This is a genomic window from Nostoc sp. DSM 114160 (assembly GCF_053470305.1).
In genome coordinates this window covers 1,544,096-1,560,141 of the sequence record NZ_JBPFGO010000001.1, presented here as the reverse complement: position 1 = coordinate 1,560,141, position 16,046 = coordinate 1,544,096, and the positions used below count along the sequence as shown (strand labels likewise).

At 41.2% G+C, this 16,046-nt stretch carries 16 protein-coding genes and 2 pseudogenes; 9 read left to right on the top strand and 9 right to left on the bottom strand.

What is annotated here, in order from left to right; translation table 11 throughout:
* Nucleotides 1-133: 133 nt before the first annotated feature.
* The 8 genes and pseudogenes from NSTCB13_RS07400 to NSTCB13_RS07365 all read right to left on the bottom strand — a co-directional run bounded on the left by NSTCB13_RS07400 (nucleotide 134) and on the right by NSTCB13_RS07365 (nucleotide 7,915).
* A pseudogene (locus NSTCB13_RS07400) lies at nucleotides 134-1,052 on the bottom strand (peptidoglycan DD-metalloendopeptidase family protein).
* A 344-nt stretch (nucleotides 1,053-1,396) separates the two neighbouring features.
* Complete coding sequence (locus tag NSTCB13_RS07395; protein ID WP_445628972.1) at nucleotides 1,397-2,404, bottom strand: phycobilisome rod-core linker polypeptide; 1,008 nt, start codon at nucleotides 2,402-2,404, stop codon at nucleotides 1,397-1,399.
* Nucleotides 2,405-2,876: 472 nt separating this feature from the next.
* The gene (locus NSTCB13_RS07390) at nucleotides 2,877-3,215 is read right to left on the bottom strand and encodes a CpeR family transcriptional regulator (RefSeq protein ID WP_445628971.1); all 339 of its coding nucleotides are present in this window, start codon (nucleotides 3,213-3,215) and stop codon (nucleotides 2,877-2,879) included.
* Nucleotide 3,216: 1 nt separating this feature from the next.
* Nucleotides 3,217-3,778, bottom strand: a pseudogene (locus NSTCB13_RS07385) (CpcT/CpeT family chromophore lyase).
* Nucleotides 3,779-3,986: 208 nt separating this feature from the next.
* Nucleotides 3,987-4,520: a phycobiliprotein lyase gene (locus tag NSTCB13_RS07380; protein ID WP_445628969.1), complete on the bottom strand. Its 534-nt coding sequence runs from the start codon at nucleotides 4,518-4,520 to the stop codon at nucleotides 3,987-3,989.
* Nucleotides 4,521-4,787: 267 nt separating this feature from the next.
* The gene (locus tag NSTCB13_RS07375) at nucleotides 4,788-5,546 is read right to left on the bottom strand and encodes a phycobilisome rod-core linker polypeptide (RefSeq protein ID WP_445628968.1); all 759 of its coding nucleotides are present in this window, start codon (nucleotides 5,544-5,546) and stop codon (nucleotides 4,788-4,790) included.
* Between the two features lie 470 nt (nucleotides 5,547-6,016).
* Complete coding sequence (locus tag NSTCB13_RS07370) at nucleotides 6,017-6,778, bottom strand: phycobilisome rod-core linker polypeptide (RefSeq protein WP_448273147.1); 762 nt, start codon at nucleotides 6,776-6,778, stop codon at nucleotides 6,017-6,019.
* A gap of 555 nt (nucleotides 6,779-7,333) precedes the next feature.
* Nucleotides 7,334-7,915 (bottom strand): phycobilisome protein, encoded by a 582-nt coding sequence (locus NSTCB13_RS07365; protein ID WP_448271825.1) that lies wholly within the window; start codon nucleotides 7,913-7,915, stop codon nucleotides 7,334-7,336.
* A 236-nt stretch (nucleotides 7,916-8,151) separates the two neighbouring features.
* Here NSTCB13_RS07365 and NSTCB13_RS07360 point away from each other — a divergent pair, with 236 nt between their 5' ends.
* Together NSTCB13_RS07360 and NSTCB13_RS07355 are read left to right on the top strand one after the other, a co-directional pair.
* Nucleotides 8,152-8,814 (top strand): HEAT repeat domain-containing protein, encoded by a 663-nt coding sequence (locus tag NSTCB13_RS07360; RefSeq protein ID WP_448271824.1) that lies wholly within the window; start codon nucleotides 8,152-8,154, stop codon nucleotides 8,812-8,814.
* A 151-nt stretch (nucleotides 8,815-8,965) separates the two neighbouring features.
* Nucleotides 8,966-9,166 carry a hypothetical protein gene (locus NSTCB13_RS07355; protein WP_445628964.1) on the top strand — a complete coding sequence of 67 codons (201 nt, stop codon included), beginning with the start codon at nucleotides 8,966-8,968 and terminating at the stop codon, nucleotides 9,164-9,166.
* Between the two features lie 284 nt (nucleotides 9,167-9,450).
* Here the strand turns inward: NSTCB13_RS07355 and NSTCB13_RS07350 are convergent, their stop codons facing one another.
* Nucleotides 9,451-10,275 carry a pentapeptide repeat-containing protein gene (locus tag NSTCB13_RS07350; RefSeq protein ID WP_445628963.1) on the bottom strand — a complete coding sequence of 275 codons (825 nt, stop codon included), beginning with the start codon at nucleotides 10,273-10,275 and terminating at the stop codon, nucleotides 9,451-9,453.
* 115 nt (nucleotides 10,276-10,390) lie between these two features.
* On the opposite strand from NSTCB13_RS07350, the gene NSTCB13_RS07345 reads away from it, so the two are divergent.
* From NSTCB13_RS07345 to NSTCB13_RS07315, 7 genes are all read left to right on the top strand, one after another.
* A complete protein-coding gene (locus tag NSTCB13_RS07345) occupies nucleotides 10,391-10,966 on the top strand; it encodes a phycobiliprotein lyase (RefSeq protein WP_445628962.1) in 576 nt (191 codons plus the stop codon).
* Nucleotides 10,956-11,099: a hypothetical protein gene (locus tag NSTCB13_RS07340; protein WP_448271823.1), complete on the top strand. Its 144-nt coding sequence runs from the start codon at nucleotides 10,956-10,958 to the stop codon at nucleotides 11,097-11,099. Before NSTCB13_RS07345 ends, NSTCB13_RS07340 begins: the two co-directional genes overlap by 11 nt.
* A gap of 129 nt (nucleotides 11,100-11,228) precedes the next feature.
* A complete protein-coding gene (locus NSTCB13_RS07335; RefSeq protein WP_445628961.1) occupies nucleotides 11,229-11,963 on the top strand; it encodes a 15,16-dihydrobiliverdin:ferredoxin oxidoreductase in 735 nt (244 codons plus the stop codon).
* Nucleotides 11,964-12,054: 91 nt separating this feature from the next.
* A complete protein-coding gene (locus NSTCB13_RS07330; RefSeq protein ID WP_448271822.1) occupies nucleotides 12,055-12,717 on the top strand; it encodes a phycoerythrobilin:ferredoxin oxidoreductase in 663 nt (220 codons plus the stop codon).
* On the top strand, nucleotides 12,710-12,802 hold the full coding sequence (locus NSTCB13_RS07325) for a hypothetical protein (RefSeq protein ID WP_448271821.1): 93 nt from the start codon (nucleotides 12,710-12,712) through the stop codon (nucleotides 12,800-12,802). The genes NSTCB13_RS07330 and NSTCB13_RS07325 overlap by 8 nt, the downstream gene beginning before the upstream one ends.
* Before the next feature lie 283 nt (nucleotides 12,803-13,085).
* Entirely contained in the window at nucleotides 13,086-14,222 is a 1,137-nt protein-coding gene (locus tag NSTCB13_RS07320) for an FHA domain-containing protein (RefSeq protein ID WP_448271820.1), read from the top strand.
* A gap of 423 nt (nucleotides 14,223-14,645) precedes the next feature.
* On the top strand, nucleotides 14,646-15,911 hold the full coding sequence (locus tag NSTCB13_RS07315) for a M20 family metallopeptidase (RefSeq protein WP_448271818.1): 1,266 nt from the start codon (nucleotides 14,646-14,648) through the stop codon (nucleotides 15,909-15,911).
* Nucleotides 15,912-16,046: the final 135 nt, after the last annotated feature.

Here is a 16,046-nt window from a genome sequence, read left to right as displayed (position 1 = left end):
CTGTCTGAAGCTTTGGTAGGCAGGGGGTATCAAAACGGTTCAAAACCTGAACTGAAGTTAAGTTTTTAACAATCTGAATATAGCAAAGAGTGATATTTAAAATAACCATCTTCACCAAAGTAAGGTAGAAATATCAAGGCGATTTCGTTAAATTATAAAAACTGTCAGAACGAATCTGATTGCCATTTCGCCAAACTTCAACTCTTTGTGGAGTGACTAAATAATAAAAACTACCATTATCTGCTCGATATCTGTCTTTACCAATATTTAAAGCTACTATCTTTATAGGCTTGCTTGGGGCTTGCTTCAATTGCCCAATATAAAATAATTGACCATTTTCTTTACAGACTTTTATACGAGAGCTGATAGTCTCACCTTCAATAAGAATAATTCCATTACATTTAGTATCAGTGCTTACAGGTGCAAAATCTATAGGAATTGGCTGCTGTGAGGGTGAAACTTGATTTGCTACTGGGGGTGGCGAAACTGGGCGGTTCTGCTTATCCACTTGCTGAACTTTAGAACCAAAGCCAGCACTTGCAGTTACGGATGTCAACAAACGCAGGGGGTCTATTGCTATTCGACCATTTGGATGAACTTCAAAGTGCAGATGAGGTGCTGTACTATTGCCTGTAGATCCCATCTCGGCAATCATTTGACCTTGAATGACCTGTTGACCCCTTGCTCACCAACAAACGGCGATTGTGTCCGTAAACAGTAATGCTGCCATCGAGATGTTTAATAGTTATGGCATTTCCTAATCCCCAATTATCCCAACCTGCTTTAACAACTGTACCGGATGCCGCAGCAACAACAGGAGTTCCAGATTCCCCTGCAATATCAATGCCTTCATGTTGATATTTGCGGAAGCCTTGAGAAATAAACCCTTTGGTTGGCCAGATTAAGTTGGCAGTGGGGATAGGAGTTTGCCCAATTGGGGAATCGCCTGCCAATTGTGTTAAGGCAGATGTAGGTGTAGTTAATACAGCGCTTAAGGATATTAACCCAACTAGTCCATAAGTACGATATCGATAAATTATAGCTTTTTTCATAAGTTGTAAGTCTATTAGAACAATAATTCAGACACTTTCTGATTATTTGTTGTTTCAAGCTTACTCGGAAAATATCAGGAAATCTTTAAGATTTTACGCAAAAAGAAAAGCACATCAACTGGTGAGGTTGTCCTTTGTCAATTGTCCTTTGTCCTTGGTAAACACAAATGACAAAGGACTAATGACTAATGACTAATGACTAATGACTAATGACTTTTAGCTTGTTTGATTTTGAATTCACCAACGAGGTCTGGATTTTATATTATGTATACAGTAAAAAACGGGTGAGTTAAACTTGCCTAACCCACCCGATAAAACTAAACATTAGAGAAATATTAGAGAAATTAGCCATTAAAAACGCGACTGCGCCATTTATTCAACCGGGCTTCCCCAATTGTCGCAGATCGTCGAGCATCAGCAATTTGCTCTTGCAAAGCTGCAATCTGTTTTTCTTGGGCGTCAGCTTGCTGTTGCAAAGATGTATATTCTCCTGTGCTAGTGGGCAAACTAGAAGACTGCCAACTACTACTAAATTTTGTTGTGCCGATGCTGGCAAATGGTCTTAAGTCTGCTAATTGTTGTTGCAAAGTTGCAATCTGGCTTTCTTGCTCTTTAATCTTTTGCCGCAAGCTTTCCTCGGCTGCTGTAGGAGCTGCAATAAATGTATTAACTGGAGCAGCAGTTTCTGGCTTGGGCTTGAATATTTCAGCCAGCAATGCACTAATATCCGTGAGTTTCTGTCTACCGTAGGGAGCGTTGGTAATTAGCGATCGCACCAGTTGAGGTTCATTATTCGATGCTAGATTCTTGTCACTGCTAGAATTGCTCCGAAGCAATTGTAACATATTGGTAAATTCCAATATCTTTTTGCCCGTTTGAGTTTTATAACCCCGGTAATATGGCACTATGTTCTCGCCAAAGGCCTCTAGATACTCGTCGCTATCAAGATAAGAATCAATGTCCGCTTCAAAACCTTTCTCATCTAAAATGTTGCTGTGATATTTAGTTTCAGAGTAGTCATCGGGAGCGCGGCCGAGTAGGTGTTTGAAGTTAAGTTCAATTGCTCGGTAGCGGTAAACGTTATCAAAAAATCTAGAGCGATATAATTCTGATTTGGCAACTTGACGCACAAACTCACGCACATCAATTATGCCTTGCTTGAGTTGGGATTCTGGAACTACGAGCCGCTCACTTTCCATGATGTAAGCATTACCCAACACTTGCCGATAAACTGCTCGAATTACAATTTCAATGTCATCAACTGAAGCAGTATTCCACAGTTCTATAGGTTCTGTTTGGGGAAATGCTTGATATTGGCGTCGTCTGGTTGCTTCGTCTAAGAAGGTCTGCATAGTTGGGTTATTGTGGGTAAAAGGAACTAATTTGTCAAGTAAAATAAAATTTCTGCAGCAGCGTGGGAATACTAAAATGCAAAGGCATAACAGTTCATAATTAAGATTTACTAATTACTAGACATCTTGCAAAAGTAACTTTTGCCTTGATGTTGGGGAAAAGTTAAAGGTTAAAGAGTAAGATAAAATTCCATACCTTTACCCTTTATCCCTTACCCTTTTCCCTACTTCTGCAATAAGTCTACTGGTTATTGATATTAACTTATCAACTTTTGGGGATTTTTTTAGTTACATTTTCTAACAAACTTGGACGGCTAACTATTAATAACTAACAGCTAATCACGATGAGAAATTAGCAATTAGACATTAATAATTAGCCGTCAACCCCCTTGGGGAGTATTTAAAATTCAAAACTTAATTTTGAATTAGAGTATAAACGCCTGTCAGAATAATTTCTACAGGATAGTAACTCTCAAGCACGCTCATCAAATCTAGTGTAGAAACCACCGTATTTGATCCAGTATTGTTTCAAATTATGATGAGGTGTATGTAAACTAGCTTTTGCCTGATATAAAATTACTTGGCGATGATCGCCCATCCAAATTTTGTTAACCGGGTCAACGCATATTACTGTTCCTCCTAAAGAAGCAACGCACTCAGAGAATCTCTCAATCGTTGTATATTCTAATGTCTCGAAGATAAAAAAATTACCCGAACAAATCAAATGGCGGCTGCGAATCCAGCAGCGCATTTTTTTTTCAGCCAGTGGAGGCAACATTTTGGTTTTAACAGATTCAAGCTGAATCAACATTTCAGGCGCTCACCGCACGTAATTCATCAGCAAAACTCTCCCGTTTTTCAAATTGTAATGGCCCAGCAGTAGATCCCCATATTTGCTTATGGGTTTCAATATCCATACCTTTATCTAGACTTATCCAAGTACGCTCGGTTATTTCTACTTCGCTGACAAGATATGTCTGACATCCATTGCGTTGAATCAGACATTGATTGCCTGGTTCCACACTACCTCGAAACATTTCACCTTCTCGTTGGAAAACCATTGAACAGTGATAACGCCGTTCGATACTTTCTGGGGTGATGGTTTTGAGGATATCTAATTCACGAGCTGCACCTGCATAAAGCATCTGGGTCTTTCAAGCTGTAATTTTCGATATAAATGCGATCGCCCAAATCGACTAGTCGATGTACTCCTTGACGATAGGGTGTCCATAAATCGTGGTCATAAGCTTGTTCAGAATAGAAACCGATACCAGAAAAAAATTCAATCGGTAAAGGACGAAAATAAATGTGAATGTGGGCGTAAAGTTGCGGATTTGCAAAAGATTGCTTGTAGTTGCTAAAATCTCCTGCCATCCAACAGGCTAAGGTGAGCAAATCGCTAGCGTTAGTGCTAGATTCGCTGGGCGCTATCGTCACGTCGCTTCGCTCCAAATTCAAAACTTGTACTGAGCTTGTCGTTGGCGTAGCCTCTCCGCTAGGAGAAGTATTCAAAATTCACGGCATAAAATCCCCGTAAATAAATTAGGAGATTGTATCCTTTTATGTTTTAACCTGATATTTGCTATTTGGTTGAAGACAAAGAGCGAATCTCTGAAGAAAAGGAAGCTGTAGTCACGCCTTTACCATCACTGGTTTTAATCGTCGCTACCCGAAATCGGAGATTTGGGTTAGCAAACCAAATTCGCTCCTCAGCAGCAGCGAGTTCATACTCTGTGAGCAGAGTAAAAATACCATCGTCACTCAAATGATATTTAGCTACTGCTGGAATTGTTTCAGCGTAACCTTTGTCCCGCAGTAGTTTTCCTCTAGAAGAATTTTCGATATCGGGAATTGGTACTAGTACAGTACTGCCAGAGATTGGTTTATCGTCCCAGTCTGACTCACCTTCCCAAGTCATCCGAAAAGGGTGAGTGATATTGGCGGGTTCAGTGTCATACAATTGACAGATTGCTACCACTGCTGGGTCGTCGATGGATAGAGACTCAATTTCAATGTTGGACAATACTTCTTCAAAGTGGGCAAATGCTAAATGATGAGCGCTACGCTGCGATCGCCATCGTCCAATTGAAAGTTCAAAAAAGTCAGTAATTTCCATTAGAAAAGTGATTTTAAAAAGTAGCTTAAAATCCAAGAGATATCTTGGCAAAAAAGAAAGTTATTCTCTTAGTCTATAATGTTAACCTCCTTGACCACAACTGAATTTGGGAGTGCGGAGTGGGGAGAGACGCGATTAATCGCGTCTGTACAAGAGTTAGGAGTAGAGACGCGATTAACCCAAGTCTTTCCAAGAGTTAGGAGTTTTCTTTTGTCCCCTTGTCCCCCAGTCTCCTTGTCCCCTTGTCCCCAGTCTACTTAGACAAATCTAAGCAACTTCAGTGATACTGATAATTTTGCCGCCTGTGCGATGAATGTTTTGCACTTGTCCAGACAGTTGGTTGTAGTTAACTACGTATTCCAGGTTGCCCAGACGAGTACGGAGATTACCTGCACCTTTAACAGCTTTAATCAAGAAGCGTTTGTCGGTGCTGCTGACACTAGAACCAGCTATGGGAGCCTTGATAGCTGTGGGTAAATTAGAACCGATATCGCCGATTAGTTTGGCTTTGCGATCGCTATCACTGCTAGCGAATCCTCTGACTAAGCTAAAGGTGCGGTTAAAGGTAACATTTTTAATTCCGATTTGGGAGCTTGTGCTGCGAACATAAGGAACAATATTGTCGCCAAAATTCTGCTGATATTCGTTGCTATCGATATAGGAGTCGATCTCAGCATCATAGCCCTGTTCGTTATAGATGCGGACGTGTTCGGAAATTTCTGCTCGATCGGCAGGAGGACGCCCTAGTAGATGTTTGAAGTTCAGCTCAATGAACCGATACTGAGAAGAAGAGTTGAAAAACAGGGATTGATAAAGTTCTGATTTGGCAACTATGTTGACGAATTCGCGGACGCTGATTTTGCGATCGCGCAATTGCGATTCAGCAGTGGCTAGTCGCTCACTTTCTAACAAGTGAGCATTACCCAAAACCTGTTTGTAAACTGCCCGAATCAGTGTTTGTAATTCACTTTCGCTGGTGTTCGGACGCAACTCAACAGTAGGTGAATCAATTGCCCAAAGTGACATTGAAGTATCTCCTGAAAAACGCTAATTAAATTTCCGAGCATTCTACCCCTTGTAGAGATAGAATTTCTCATCAGTTGTCAGTTATTTTTGCTACTGACTAGCTTTTGTAAAACTTTAGTTTGTGAAAGTGTGTTAAATGTCTTCGTATATCACAACCGACGGCAGAATTGGTCAAACTCCAGATTAGCGATCGCTTTGGCTAACTTTTGAGCGATCGGGATTTACGCAAAAAATAGCCGAAAATCATTCTTTTCAGGTAAGGGCAATTTTATGTAGACGCATACTTCTAGGTGGAAGCTAGCTTTGCGGAGTGTCTCGCTCAGAAGCGGCTTTTCGCAGGTATTGCCCTTGAACGCGTTTAGTTTTGCGTAAATCCTAGAACGAGCGACACTGGGGATTGAAAGATTAGAGACTGAGTACAGCAAAATTATTTCCCAATCCCTAATTTCTAAATCCCCAATTTCTATTATTTAGTTGACAGGGGTAATACTGGCGATCGTACCGCCCTGCTGGTGAATCCGCTGATACTCTTGTGAAAGCTTATTGTATGGTACGAAAAAGACTTGGTTACTGCGGCGAAATTTGGAAATATTATTTACCACATTTGCTTTGTAGCCAGTAACTTCAATCCGGTATACCTTACCATCATCACCAGATCCCACACCCTGACGAGTGCGAGGGGTAGGTGTTGGATTGCGGAATGTAGCGCCCTTGCTGGCTGGTGAAACCACAGGGGTAGGCGTGCTTTGAATTAGCAAACTATTTAATTTTGGTTGTTTGCCAGCTAAGTCACCTTTCAGGCTGCTGCTAGAGGAACCACGTACCAATTGAAACAAGTGGGTAAACTGAACCAAACCTTGAATAGCTTCGGTTTTGTAGCCCCGAATATAAGGCACAATGTTTTCCCCAAAAGTTGCTTGGTATTCGTCGCTGTCTAGATAAGAATCAATTTCACCCTCAAAACCCTTTGTATCTAGAATAGTGCTGTGTGTACGCGTTTCCTCTAAATCCAATGGCGCACGACCAAAGAAATGCCTGAAATTTAATTCAATCGCCCGATAACGAGGGTTGTTATCAAAAAACCGCGAACGATAAAGTTCCGACTTCCCGACTTGACGCACAAACCCGCGAACGCTAATTTCACCCCGTTTGAGTTGGGATTCAGCAACAGAAAGCCGCTCACTCTCCATTACATAAGCGTTGCCTAGAACTTGCTTGTAGACACTTCTAATTACGGTTTCAACATCCTCATTAGAGCGATTTGGCCACAGATCGATGGGATCGGTGTCTTCAAATAGAGCGACCCCCTAATCGTGATGCTGGTCCAAAAGCCATTCAAACTATCTCCCAGTTAACAACTAAATTTTATGAGAAGGATATTCAGCAGATGTTAAAAAACTTTACATCATAGTGACAAAGTAGGGGACATAGAGACTTTAAATCCTTATTAGTCGTGATGATTTTAAGTTTTTGCATCGTTTGCCTTTACACATTGTGATACGATGCTGAAACCATATTTATTAAAATTTGTTAAGTTAGATTATACTTTAGAGAAAATTCAGCTTTTTTTTAGTATTGGATTCGCAATTGGAATGCAAGTGATGATATGGTGCTATTCCCTTGAGCCAGAGTATTAATTGTGCTGAATTACCTAAGTTTATCTCAACCAGTGGGCATGAATAAATTCAACTATCTTACGCAAGATAAAATTAAGTAATATTGTCTGTTAGTCAGAGCTTCAGCCCTGACTACAAACCTTTGATTATTCATGCCCACTTCCACTTAACTTATCGAATTTGGAAAGTAGCTAATTGGCTGATTATATGGTCAAAATAGGGAGCAAGAATTTGCTGCCGATCGGCTTGGCAGCGTTTCAAACTAGCAGCCTTGATGCTTTTTAAGCCTAAAATCATTGCATCCAAGGGAACTTGTAATTCTTGATAGAGCAAATTCATATAATGCAGTCCTGTGGGACTTGTATATTCAGTGTGTCCACCTGCTATGCCATAAGTAATGCAGCGAAGAAAATGCCAAAAATCTCGCCAGCAAGCTTGGGCGCGTTCAGGTGGATAAAGACCGCCTCCAGGCTGGATAATTTCGGGATAAGTTGCCAAAACTTGTTCCCTAGATTCGTCAACGATTTCGGCGGCGCGATCGCGTAACAATTGAGCAACAGGAATCAACTCAGAATTATCGGGTGACAAGGTTTTAATCTGCGATAAATCTTCGTCGTTTAGGTAGCGAAAAGCATCATCCGCAGCTTGAAATATAGCGATCGCTGCTTGTGGATGGGACTGTTCCCACTCAGCAAAGCTGACAATTCTAGCTTTAGCAATTAATTCTTTAACGGTTTCGCTTAATTGAGTCATTGATTTAGGGGATAGGGCATGGGGCATTGGTGTGGGAGATGAGGGAGACAAGGGGACAAGGGAGACAAGGAGATAAATAAAACTCCTAACTCCTAACTCAGCACGGGCTAAACGCCCCGCTGACGCTAACAGCACTCCTAACGCCCAATGCCCTTAAATTCAATCTTCTTAGAATGCGATCGCCATTTGGTGACATCTGTAAAATAAAGTAAAGAATAGCTGTACCAAATGCACTTATGGAAATCCATAAAATCCAAGCAGAACTAAAGAACCCAGATTTTCACTATCGTTTGAAGGCGATCGCTGCCCTCAATGATTATGAATCAGAAGTTGCAGTTCCTCTGCTCACCAGTAAACTTCATGACTCAGAATTTTTAGTGCGTTCTTTTGTGGCTAGGGGTTTGGGTAATCAACAATCAGCGGAATCTTTTGCAGCTTTGATGCAAATTATGAAATTTGATGATACTCCCAACGTGCGGGCTGAGGCAGCAAATTCGTTGTCGCTATTTGGCAGAGTCGCAGTTTCTCATCTAGTTTTGGCATATTATCAGGATGACCACTGGCTAGTTAGACGGAGCATTTTGGCTGCGATCGCGGAAATGGATTGCCCAGAAGAACTATTTGATATATGCGTTCAGGGTTTAAAAGATGAAGATTTCACTGTTCGGGAATCTTCTGTTGATGGACTTGGCTTACTAGCTAATTCTAGTCAACATGCTGCGGCATTATCCCAAATACTAACGTTGGTGAATGATGAATCTTGGCGGATGCGCGTGCGAGTTAGCTATGCTCTCAAGCGATTTGATCGACCGGAAGCCAAAGCAGCCTTGAACCAACTCAGACAGGATGAAGATCACCGAGTTGTCGGCGCTGCTCTAGAAGACCTGTTGCCACAATAGCGGTGTGGGTTTGTCTGCAATGCAATATTGTGAGAAAACTTATTAGATAAATAGTAAATTTTTTATTTTACCTTAAATTTGACCAAAATATCCGGTTAATCTGCCAAAATCTTGAAGAAAAGATCAACTTTTTCGAGATGAGGAGGCATTTGTGACTGATACACAAGCTGGTCAAATGATTTGGCGATTACCAGGTTCCTCAGAATGTGCCTTACATTTGCGGCATAATGCTTCGGAACCTTGGCGATCGTATAAAGAATTTCCCCAATATGTTCTACCCGATCCGCCTGGTTTTTCCGAAGGATACGCGACATTTTTAGCACTCCTGAAAAAGAACTGGCAATTATTATGAAAAGTACTGAGTTAAAAGTGATGAGTTCTGAGTGCTGAGTTAGGAGTTATTATTTCTCCTCTGCTCCTCTGCTCCTCGGTCACTGAGCGTTGGTCATTGAGCGTAGCCGAAATGAGTCGAAGTGCTGCTCCCCCGGTTACTGAGCGCAGTCGAAGTATGCTCCCCTGTCTCCCCTGCCCTCAAAACGATGGAATATTTCTTAATTGGAAGTCCCTAATTCCTACTCACAACTCAGCACGGGCTAAACGCCCCGCTACCGCTAACGTTACTCAGCACTGTATTGGTCAAGCACTCAAACTTTCACGAGTTGTTTTGCGGGTATAGGCATTCCAAACATCGAGTTCTGAATGTGGACGACTGGAAAGCATGGCTTTAGTTGCTTGTGTGAGTCCTTGAGCAAGAGTAAAATCTGCCCCAGCAATACTTTGAAGATGCTCCATCTCTGCATCACTGAGATCGGTTGCTCGCAGGTCTGTATCCCGCAAATCGGCTCCTATCAATCGAGCATTTCGTAAGCAAGCCCCTGTCAAATAAGCTTTTGTTAGATCGGCACCACTCAAAGAAGCACCTTGCAAATTGGCTCCTGTCAAGTCAGCGCCACTCAGATAGGCTCCACGCAGATTAGCACCTTGTAAATCTGCATTTCGTAAAGAAGCTGTATTCAGAAAAGCACCATTGAGATTAGCACCCGGCCCTACCGCTCCCGAAGCTTTGTAGTTGTATTCTTCGGGCCATTTCGTTTGGGAATCATAACGCGCTACTTGGAGTTTGGCTCCTTCCAAATTTGCACCACTGAGATTTGCTTGTTGGAGGTCAGCACGGTTTAAATAGGCTCCCTGCAAATTAGCCCCACTCAAATCGGCTCCTTGCAGATTAGCGCCTCGCAAATCTGCCCCACTCAAATCGAGATTACTTAATACCACCTCACTGAGGTCGGCTCCTAATAGCTTGGCTTTACTCAAGTTAGCTTGTCGGAAATCGACTTCCTTTAGATTAAATTGATACAAATCTATCGAATCCACAGGAGTTCCGGCTTTCAGGGCTGTTAAGATTTCTGGAGTTGGACTGGGGCGAACGCTTGTAATAAGTTGAATTTCACTATTTGTCATCAGCTGATTAAAATATCACTTTTGGAGTTATTCTACACTTTAGCTAAACCGAGACTTCATCTCATCACTTAGTATTAATAACGCCAAAATTTGATCGAACGAGGTTTCAAAACAGATGCATATAATACCGCCTTTGACAATGATCGACTTCTTCCGTAAAAGTGAGGGTACGTGGTTCACGGAACGCGCTGTTCATCATTTTGACTCGGCGGCCGATGAGTCAGGGGAGTCGAATTTGATTATAAAAGTCATGGAAAAGGACGATCCAAAAGTCCAAGAAGTTTGTAAAGCCCAAGGGATAGATCCTAGTAAAGCAACAAGCGGTGCTAGCTTTGCATGGCAGGCTAACTTAGATACCAGACTACCGAATACTGATAATGCTGCGATTTTGGTTGATGTTCCCGACGAAACGAAGCGTTCTGGAAAACTGATTCGCAACCAAGGCTATGTTGAGAGTATTCCAGTTGTGAGCCGATATCGGTTTGCTGATGATGGAGTGCTGACGATTGATACTGACTATGACAACAATCAAGGTCAGGAACGTTGTTGGTTTGTTACGGATGATTTTCGTGTCAGAGTCAGTACGGTACGAATGATGAACGGAATTAACTTGATGACTTATTGTTCCGAGCGTCGCTGTGTTTCCCAAGAAGTCTTGGAGCAAATGATCGGTCGCAATCATGCTAGGTAGGAAGCAGGGGAGCAGGGAGCAGGGGAGTAGGGGAGTAGGGGAGCAGGGAGCAGGGAGCAGGGAGCAGGGAGCAGGGGAGCAGGGAGCAGGAGGAGATGAGGGAGATGAGAGAGAAGAATTGATTAATAACTAATGACCAATGACAAATGACAAATGACCAATGACAAATGTCCCATTAAGGAATGTTGCTTTGTTTCTCATAAATGAGACGTGCACGATCGCCATAACTTATTTTCATGCAAGGGTTAACAAATCATGCTCCATGTATAAGCCTTTCCTGGAATTTTTAGAAAAAGAGCTATTTCAGCGGTTTGATTTACAAAGTAGGGTCATTCCCCCTGGTTTGGAATTCAAAGTTAGCGATCGCGGCAGAAACCCAGCAACTATTCGCAGTTGGTGTTACCAATCTCAAGAGTTGCGGAAAATTCGCTATACCTACATTGATGCTGGAGAAAGCGCTCAAATTTTTAACAGCGTAATTTATCCCAGTCACCATTACGATTTACCTCTGTTAGGGATTGATTTTTTATCTTTTGGAAAAGTCAAAAATCTGATTGTGCTTGATTTCCAGCCTTTATTTCAGGATGAAGATTATCAAAAAAAATATATATTTCCGCTAAAATCTCTCCACGATCGATACCCGGATTTGGCACAAAACTTAGAAATGAAGTTTTACGATGCCAACCAGTATTTTTCTAAATATCTATTGTTTGCCAAAACCGACCCGGAAACAGTGGCAACACGAGTCTTTGAAGCTTTTCAGGATTATTTAAACTTGTATTGGCAAATGTTAGCAGATGCCAAACCGCTCCAAGAAAGAGAAGATATCCAACGGATTGTCAAAGCCCAAAAAGACTATGACCAATATAGTGCAGACCGCGATCCAGCATCTGGTTTGTTTAGCAGTTACTTTGGTCATGAATGGGCAGAACGCTTTCTCCATGAATTCTTATTTGAAGATGCTGTTCCCTTAGCAGTCGGTGTCGGCAAAAGATGAGGGCAGGAGGCAGGAGGCAGAAGTTATTTAATTATTAATTTTGAATACTTCGACAAGCTCAGTACAAGTTTTGAATTCGGAGCGAAGCAACGTGACACTCTATCAGCCATTTCTTGATTATGCGATCGCTTATATGCGATCGCGTTTGGATTTACAGCCCTATCCTATCCCCACTGGATTTGAGTCCAAGAGTGCTGTTGTGGGCAAGGGAAAGAATCAGGAAGAGGTTGTCACCACTAGTTATGCCTTTCAAACTTCAAAATTGCGGCAAATTCGAGCAGCTCACGTGCAGGGTGGCAATTCGCTGCAAGTGCTGAATTTTGTGATTTTTCCCCGCCTCAACTACGATTTGCCCTTTTTTGGGGCGGATCTGGTGACATTGCCAGGAGGACATCTAATTGCTTTGGATATGCAGCCCCTATTTCGGGACGATCGAGCATATCAAGCAAAGTATACTGAACCAATTCTGCCGATTTTCCACACCCACCAGCAACATTTGTCTTGGGGAGGAGATTTTCCCGAAGAAGCACAGCCTTTTTTCTCTCCCGCTTTTCTGTGGACTCGTCCTCAAGAAACGGGTGTAGTAGAAACTCAGGTGTTTGCTGCTTTCAAAGACTATTTGAAAGCTTATCTCGATTTTGTAGAGCAGGCAGAACCCATAACAGATTCCCAAAATTTAGTAGCCATTGAACAAGCCCAACTGCGATACCTCCGATATCGAGCTGAAAAAGACCCCAGCGCGAGGAATGTTTAAACGCTTCTATGGTGCCGAATGGACTGAGGAGTATATTCACGGATTTTTATTTGACCTAGAGAGAAAATTAACAGCCATCAATTAGATACTCTTTGACCTTTGACTTCCGCCTTTAAATATTAGTAAACCTTAACCTAAGCCTATTGATTAGACATCTGGTGAAATTAAATATGCGTTACCTGAAATCCTTGTAGAGACTTAGCAGTGCTATGTCTCTATATTCTTTTTCGGAGATATATTCTATTGATATGGTTAAAAAAATTGATATAAATATGGATTAAAAAAAATTGCTGATTTTTACGCAGCTACATCCGAAATCAGAAAGTTGAGAGTTGTAGTTAGCTGTGAAGATTTACAGGGTTAAAGCAATGACAACACTCATGCCACAATGGAAATTTACTCTTCAACATGACGATGCAGGCAAACAACAAACTTGGCAATTTTCTGAACAACAGCCAACCAAAAATCCTGACACTATCCGCATCGGTCGCGATCCTCTGAAATGCGATGTAGTTCTTCAAGATAATACTGTATCATCTCTCCACGTCGAAATTTTTTTTAATCAACAGGAAAATCGCATTTTTATTAGGAATTTGCGAGGACTGCAAAATCTTCCCCTTGTAGACGGAGTACTATTGTATCCCGACAAAGAATTTTCTTTATACAATAACAGCATTATTTGTTTAGGAAAACAGAAACTCAAAGTTATTGATATTTCCATATTTGGAGTTAGCAACCTTGATGCAACTAATTTAAATTTTTCACCTAAGCCAGATCGTGAGGAAAATTCTGGTAAAGATACAAGTAATAACAAGAATTTCTGGAAAGAGCCAACAGGAATAGCAACAATTATAACTTCAGTATTTACTCTTGGGGGAGTTATTATAACTTCAGTATTTGCTCTGAGTGGAGTTAATCTTACTCAATATACAGAAAGAGAAAAGATAAAATTTGAACAGCAGAAAACACAGTATCAGGTAAAAGCTGACCAAGATAAATTAATGCAAGAGCTACTATCCAAAAAACAAGAAAAGGCTGAAGAAAGATTTTATCAACATAAGGCTGAAGTTTTAAATATGGAAAAAAATGAAACCAAAAGTAAGCAAATCCGATTGAAAAATAATTGTGATAAATTTATTAATATAGCCGTTAATTTCACCGCTTTAAATGATATAGAGGAAACTAGGGGTTGGAATGGAATTTCTCCAGGAGGAACTATAAGTCCTAGTTATTTTGCCCGGAGTGGAACTATATTTATACATGCTGAGGCTATAGACAGCAACGATAAAAAGTATGAATGGGAAGGAGAAAGTTACCGCGAAAAGAACACCATAGAGGCTCATTTTGATTATATTGCTGACGATCTTTCTATTTTGATCTCAGGAGATAAAGAACGAAAATTAAAGAAATTTGAAGCGAAGAAATTTTATGAAGTAAACTTTGAGCCAAATGGGATGACAACTAAAACATTTACTTGTAATGGAAATAGTTTACAGTTAAAGTAATTAAATTTGATTTTTTGGAAGTAACCTTATATAAGAATCAGATTTGATTTTTGAAAAAGCGGCCTTTTGGGGAATGAAAGAGGTAATTAATATTTGCCGATGTCTACCTTAAGAAGTCAATTCATCAATCAAATAAGAGTCCTATATCCTGTTTATAAGTTCGAGCTACTGGCTAGCTAATCTTATATTTATCTTGAAAATAGGGAATTCTGGCTAGTAGTTACTTTATATTCATCCAACTCCTAAAAAATAAGGCAGGAGGCAAAAGGCAGGTGGTCTCTGAGCGTAGCCGAAGTGAGGCAGAAGGGAAGAGGATTTGACTTGTTTCTTTCGCCCTTCTTGCAACTTCGCCTTTGTTGGAGACTCACGTTAAACTGAGAAAATAATCTAAGTTAGCTGTACTTAAACTAGTTTGTCTTTATAATGGTTTCCACTTTTCCCAATCCTTCTTCTGTCGATCTATCTCGCATCCGACTTTCTATCCGCTCATTGCAACCGCAATTAATAGAGTGGCGGCGGCGATTACATCAACAACCAGAGTTGGGTTTTCAAGAAAAACTGACTGCTGAGTTTGTATCACAAAAGCTGCAAGAATGGGGAATTGAGCATCAAACTGGCATTGCCCACACTGGCATTGTTGCTACCATCAAAGGCAACAAACTTTCTGACTCCCATTCGGCTACGCTCACGGCAAGCCGACTTCCGACTCCCCAAGTTTTAGCGATTCGCGCGGATATGGATGCTTTGCCAATCCAAGAACTCAACGAAGTGCCGTACAAATCGCAGCATGATGGAGTGATGCACGCTTGTGGACATGATGGACATACAGCGATCGCTTTAGGTACAGCTTATTATCTCCAACAGCATCGCCAAGATTTCTCTGGCGTTGTGAAAATTATCTTTCAGCCAGCGGAAGAATCACCAGGAGGCGCAAAGCCAATGATTGAAGCTGGAGTTTTGAAAAACCCTGATGTTGAAGCAATTATTGGTTTGCACTTGTGGAATAATTTGCCTTTAGGAACAGTGGGTGTGCGCGCTGGCGCATTGATGGCAGCTGTAGAGTGCTTTAACTGCACAATTTTGGGTAAAGGTGGACACGGCGCACTACCCCATCAAACTGTTGACTCCGTTGTTGTTGCTGCCCAAATTGTCAATGCTTTACAAACCATTGTCGCTCGGAATGTTAATCCCATTGATTCAGCAGTAGTGACAGTGGGAGAACTTCACGCTGGAACCAAACGTAATGTAATTGCTGATACAGCAAGAATGAGTGCTACTGTCAGGTATTTTAATCCTAGTTTGAAAGGCTTTTTTAACCAGCGTGTCGAGCAGATTATTGCTGGAATTTGTCAAAGTCATGATGCAAATTATGATTTAGAATATTGGTCACTTTATCCACCAGTAATTAATGATATTAAAGTAGCAGAACTAGTGCGATCTGTAGCAGAAGAAGTGATAGAAACTCCTCTGGGTATTGTGCCAGAATGTCAAACTATGGCTGCTGAAGATATGTCATTTTTCTTAGAAGAGGTTCCTGGTTGTTATTTCTTTCTGGGTTCTGCTAATCCTACGAAAGACTTAGCATATCCCCATCATCATCCCCGGTTTGATTTTGACGAAACCGCCTTGGCAATGGGTGTGGAAATATTTGTTAGATGTGTGGAAAAGTACTTTGTTTCATGTCATTAGTCATTAGTCATTTGTCACTTGTACTGAGTTTCGACTGCGCTCAACTACCGCGAAGCCGTTGGCGCAGCCTCTCCAAGAGTTGTATTAGTCATTTATCCGTTATAGTCACAAATGACAAATGACCAAGGACAAATG

Excerpts from the sequence above, each read along its gene's own strand:
- NSTCB13_RS07395 (WP_445628972.1), bottom strand. The coding sequence starts at position 2,404 with ATGCAGACCTTCTTAGACGAAGCAACCAGACGACGCCAATATCAAGCA.
- NSTCB13_RS07390 (WP_445628971.1), bottom strand. The coding sequence starts at position 3,215 with ATGTTGATTCAGCTTGAATCTGTTAAAACCAAAATGTTGCCTCCACTG.
- NSTCB13_RS07380 (WP_445628969.1), bottom strand. The coding sequence starts at position 4,520 with ATGGAAATTACTGACTTTTTTGAACTTTCAATTGGACGATGGCGATCG.
- NSTCB13_RS07375 (WP_445628968.1), bottom strand. The coding sequence starts at position 5,546 with ATGTCACTTTGGGCAATTGATTCACCTACTGTTGAGTTGCGTCCGAAC.
- NSTCB13_RS07365 (WP_448271825.1), bottom strand. The coding sequence starts at position 7,915 with ATGACTCAATTAAGCGAAACCGTTAAAGAATTAATTGCTAAAGCTAGA.
- NSTCB13_RS07360 (WP_448271824.1), top strand. The coding sequence starts at position 8,152 with ATGGAAATCCATAAAATCCAAGCAGAACTAAAGAACCCAGATTTTCAC.
- NSTCB13_RS07350 (WP_445628963.1), bottom strand. The coding sequence starts at position 10,275 with ATGACAAATAGTGAAATTCAACTTATTACAAGCGTTCGCCCCAGTCCA.
- NSTCB13_RS07345 (WP_445628962.1), top strand. The coding sequence starts at position 10,391 with ATGCATATAATACCGCCTTTGACAATGATCGACTTCTTCCGTAAAAGT.
- NSTCB13_RS07340 (WP_448271823.1), top strand. The coding sequence starts at position 10,956 with ATGCTAGGTAGGAAGCAGGGGAGCAGGGAGCAGGGGAGTAGGGGAGTA.
- NSTCB13_RS07335 (WP_445628961.1), top strand. The coding sequence starts at position 11,229 with ATGTATAAGCCTTTCCTGGAATTTTTAGAAAAAGAGCTATTTCAGCGG.
- NSTCB13_RS07325 (WP_448271821.1), top strand. The coding sequence starts at position 12,710 with ATGTTTAAACGCTTCTATGGTGCCGAATGGACTGAGGAGTATATTCAC.
- NSTCB13_RS07320 (WP_448271820.1), top strand. The coding sequence starts at position 13,086 with ATGACAACACTCATGCCACAATGGAAATTTACTCTTCAACATGACGAT.
- NSTCB13_RS07315 (WP_448271818.1), top strand. The coding sequence starts at position 14,646 with ATGGTTTCCACTTTTCCCAATCCTTCTTCTGTCGATCTATCTCGCATC.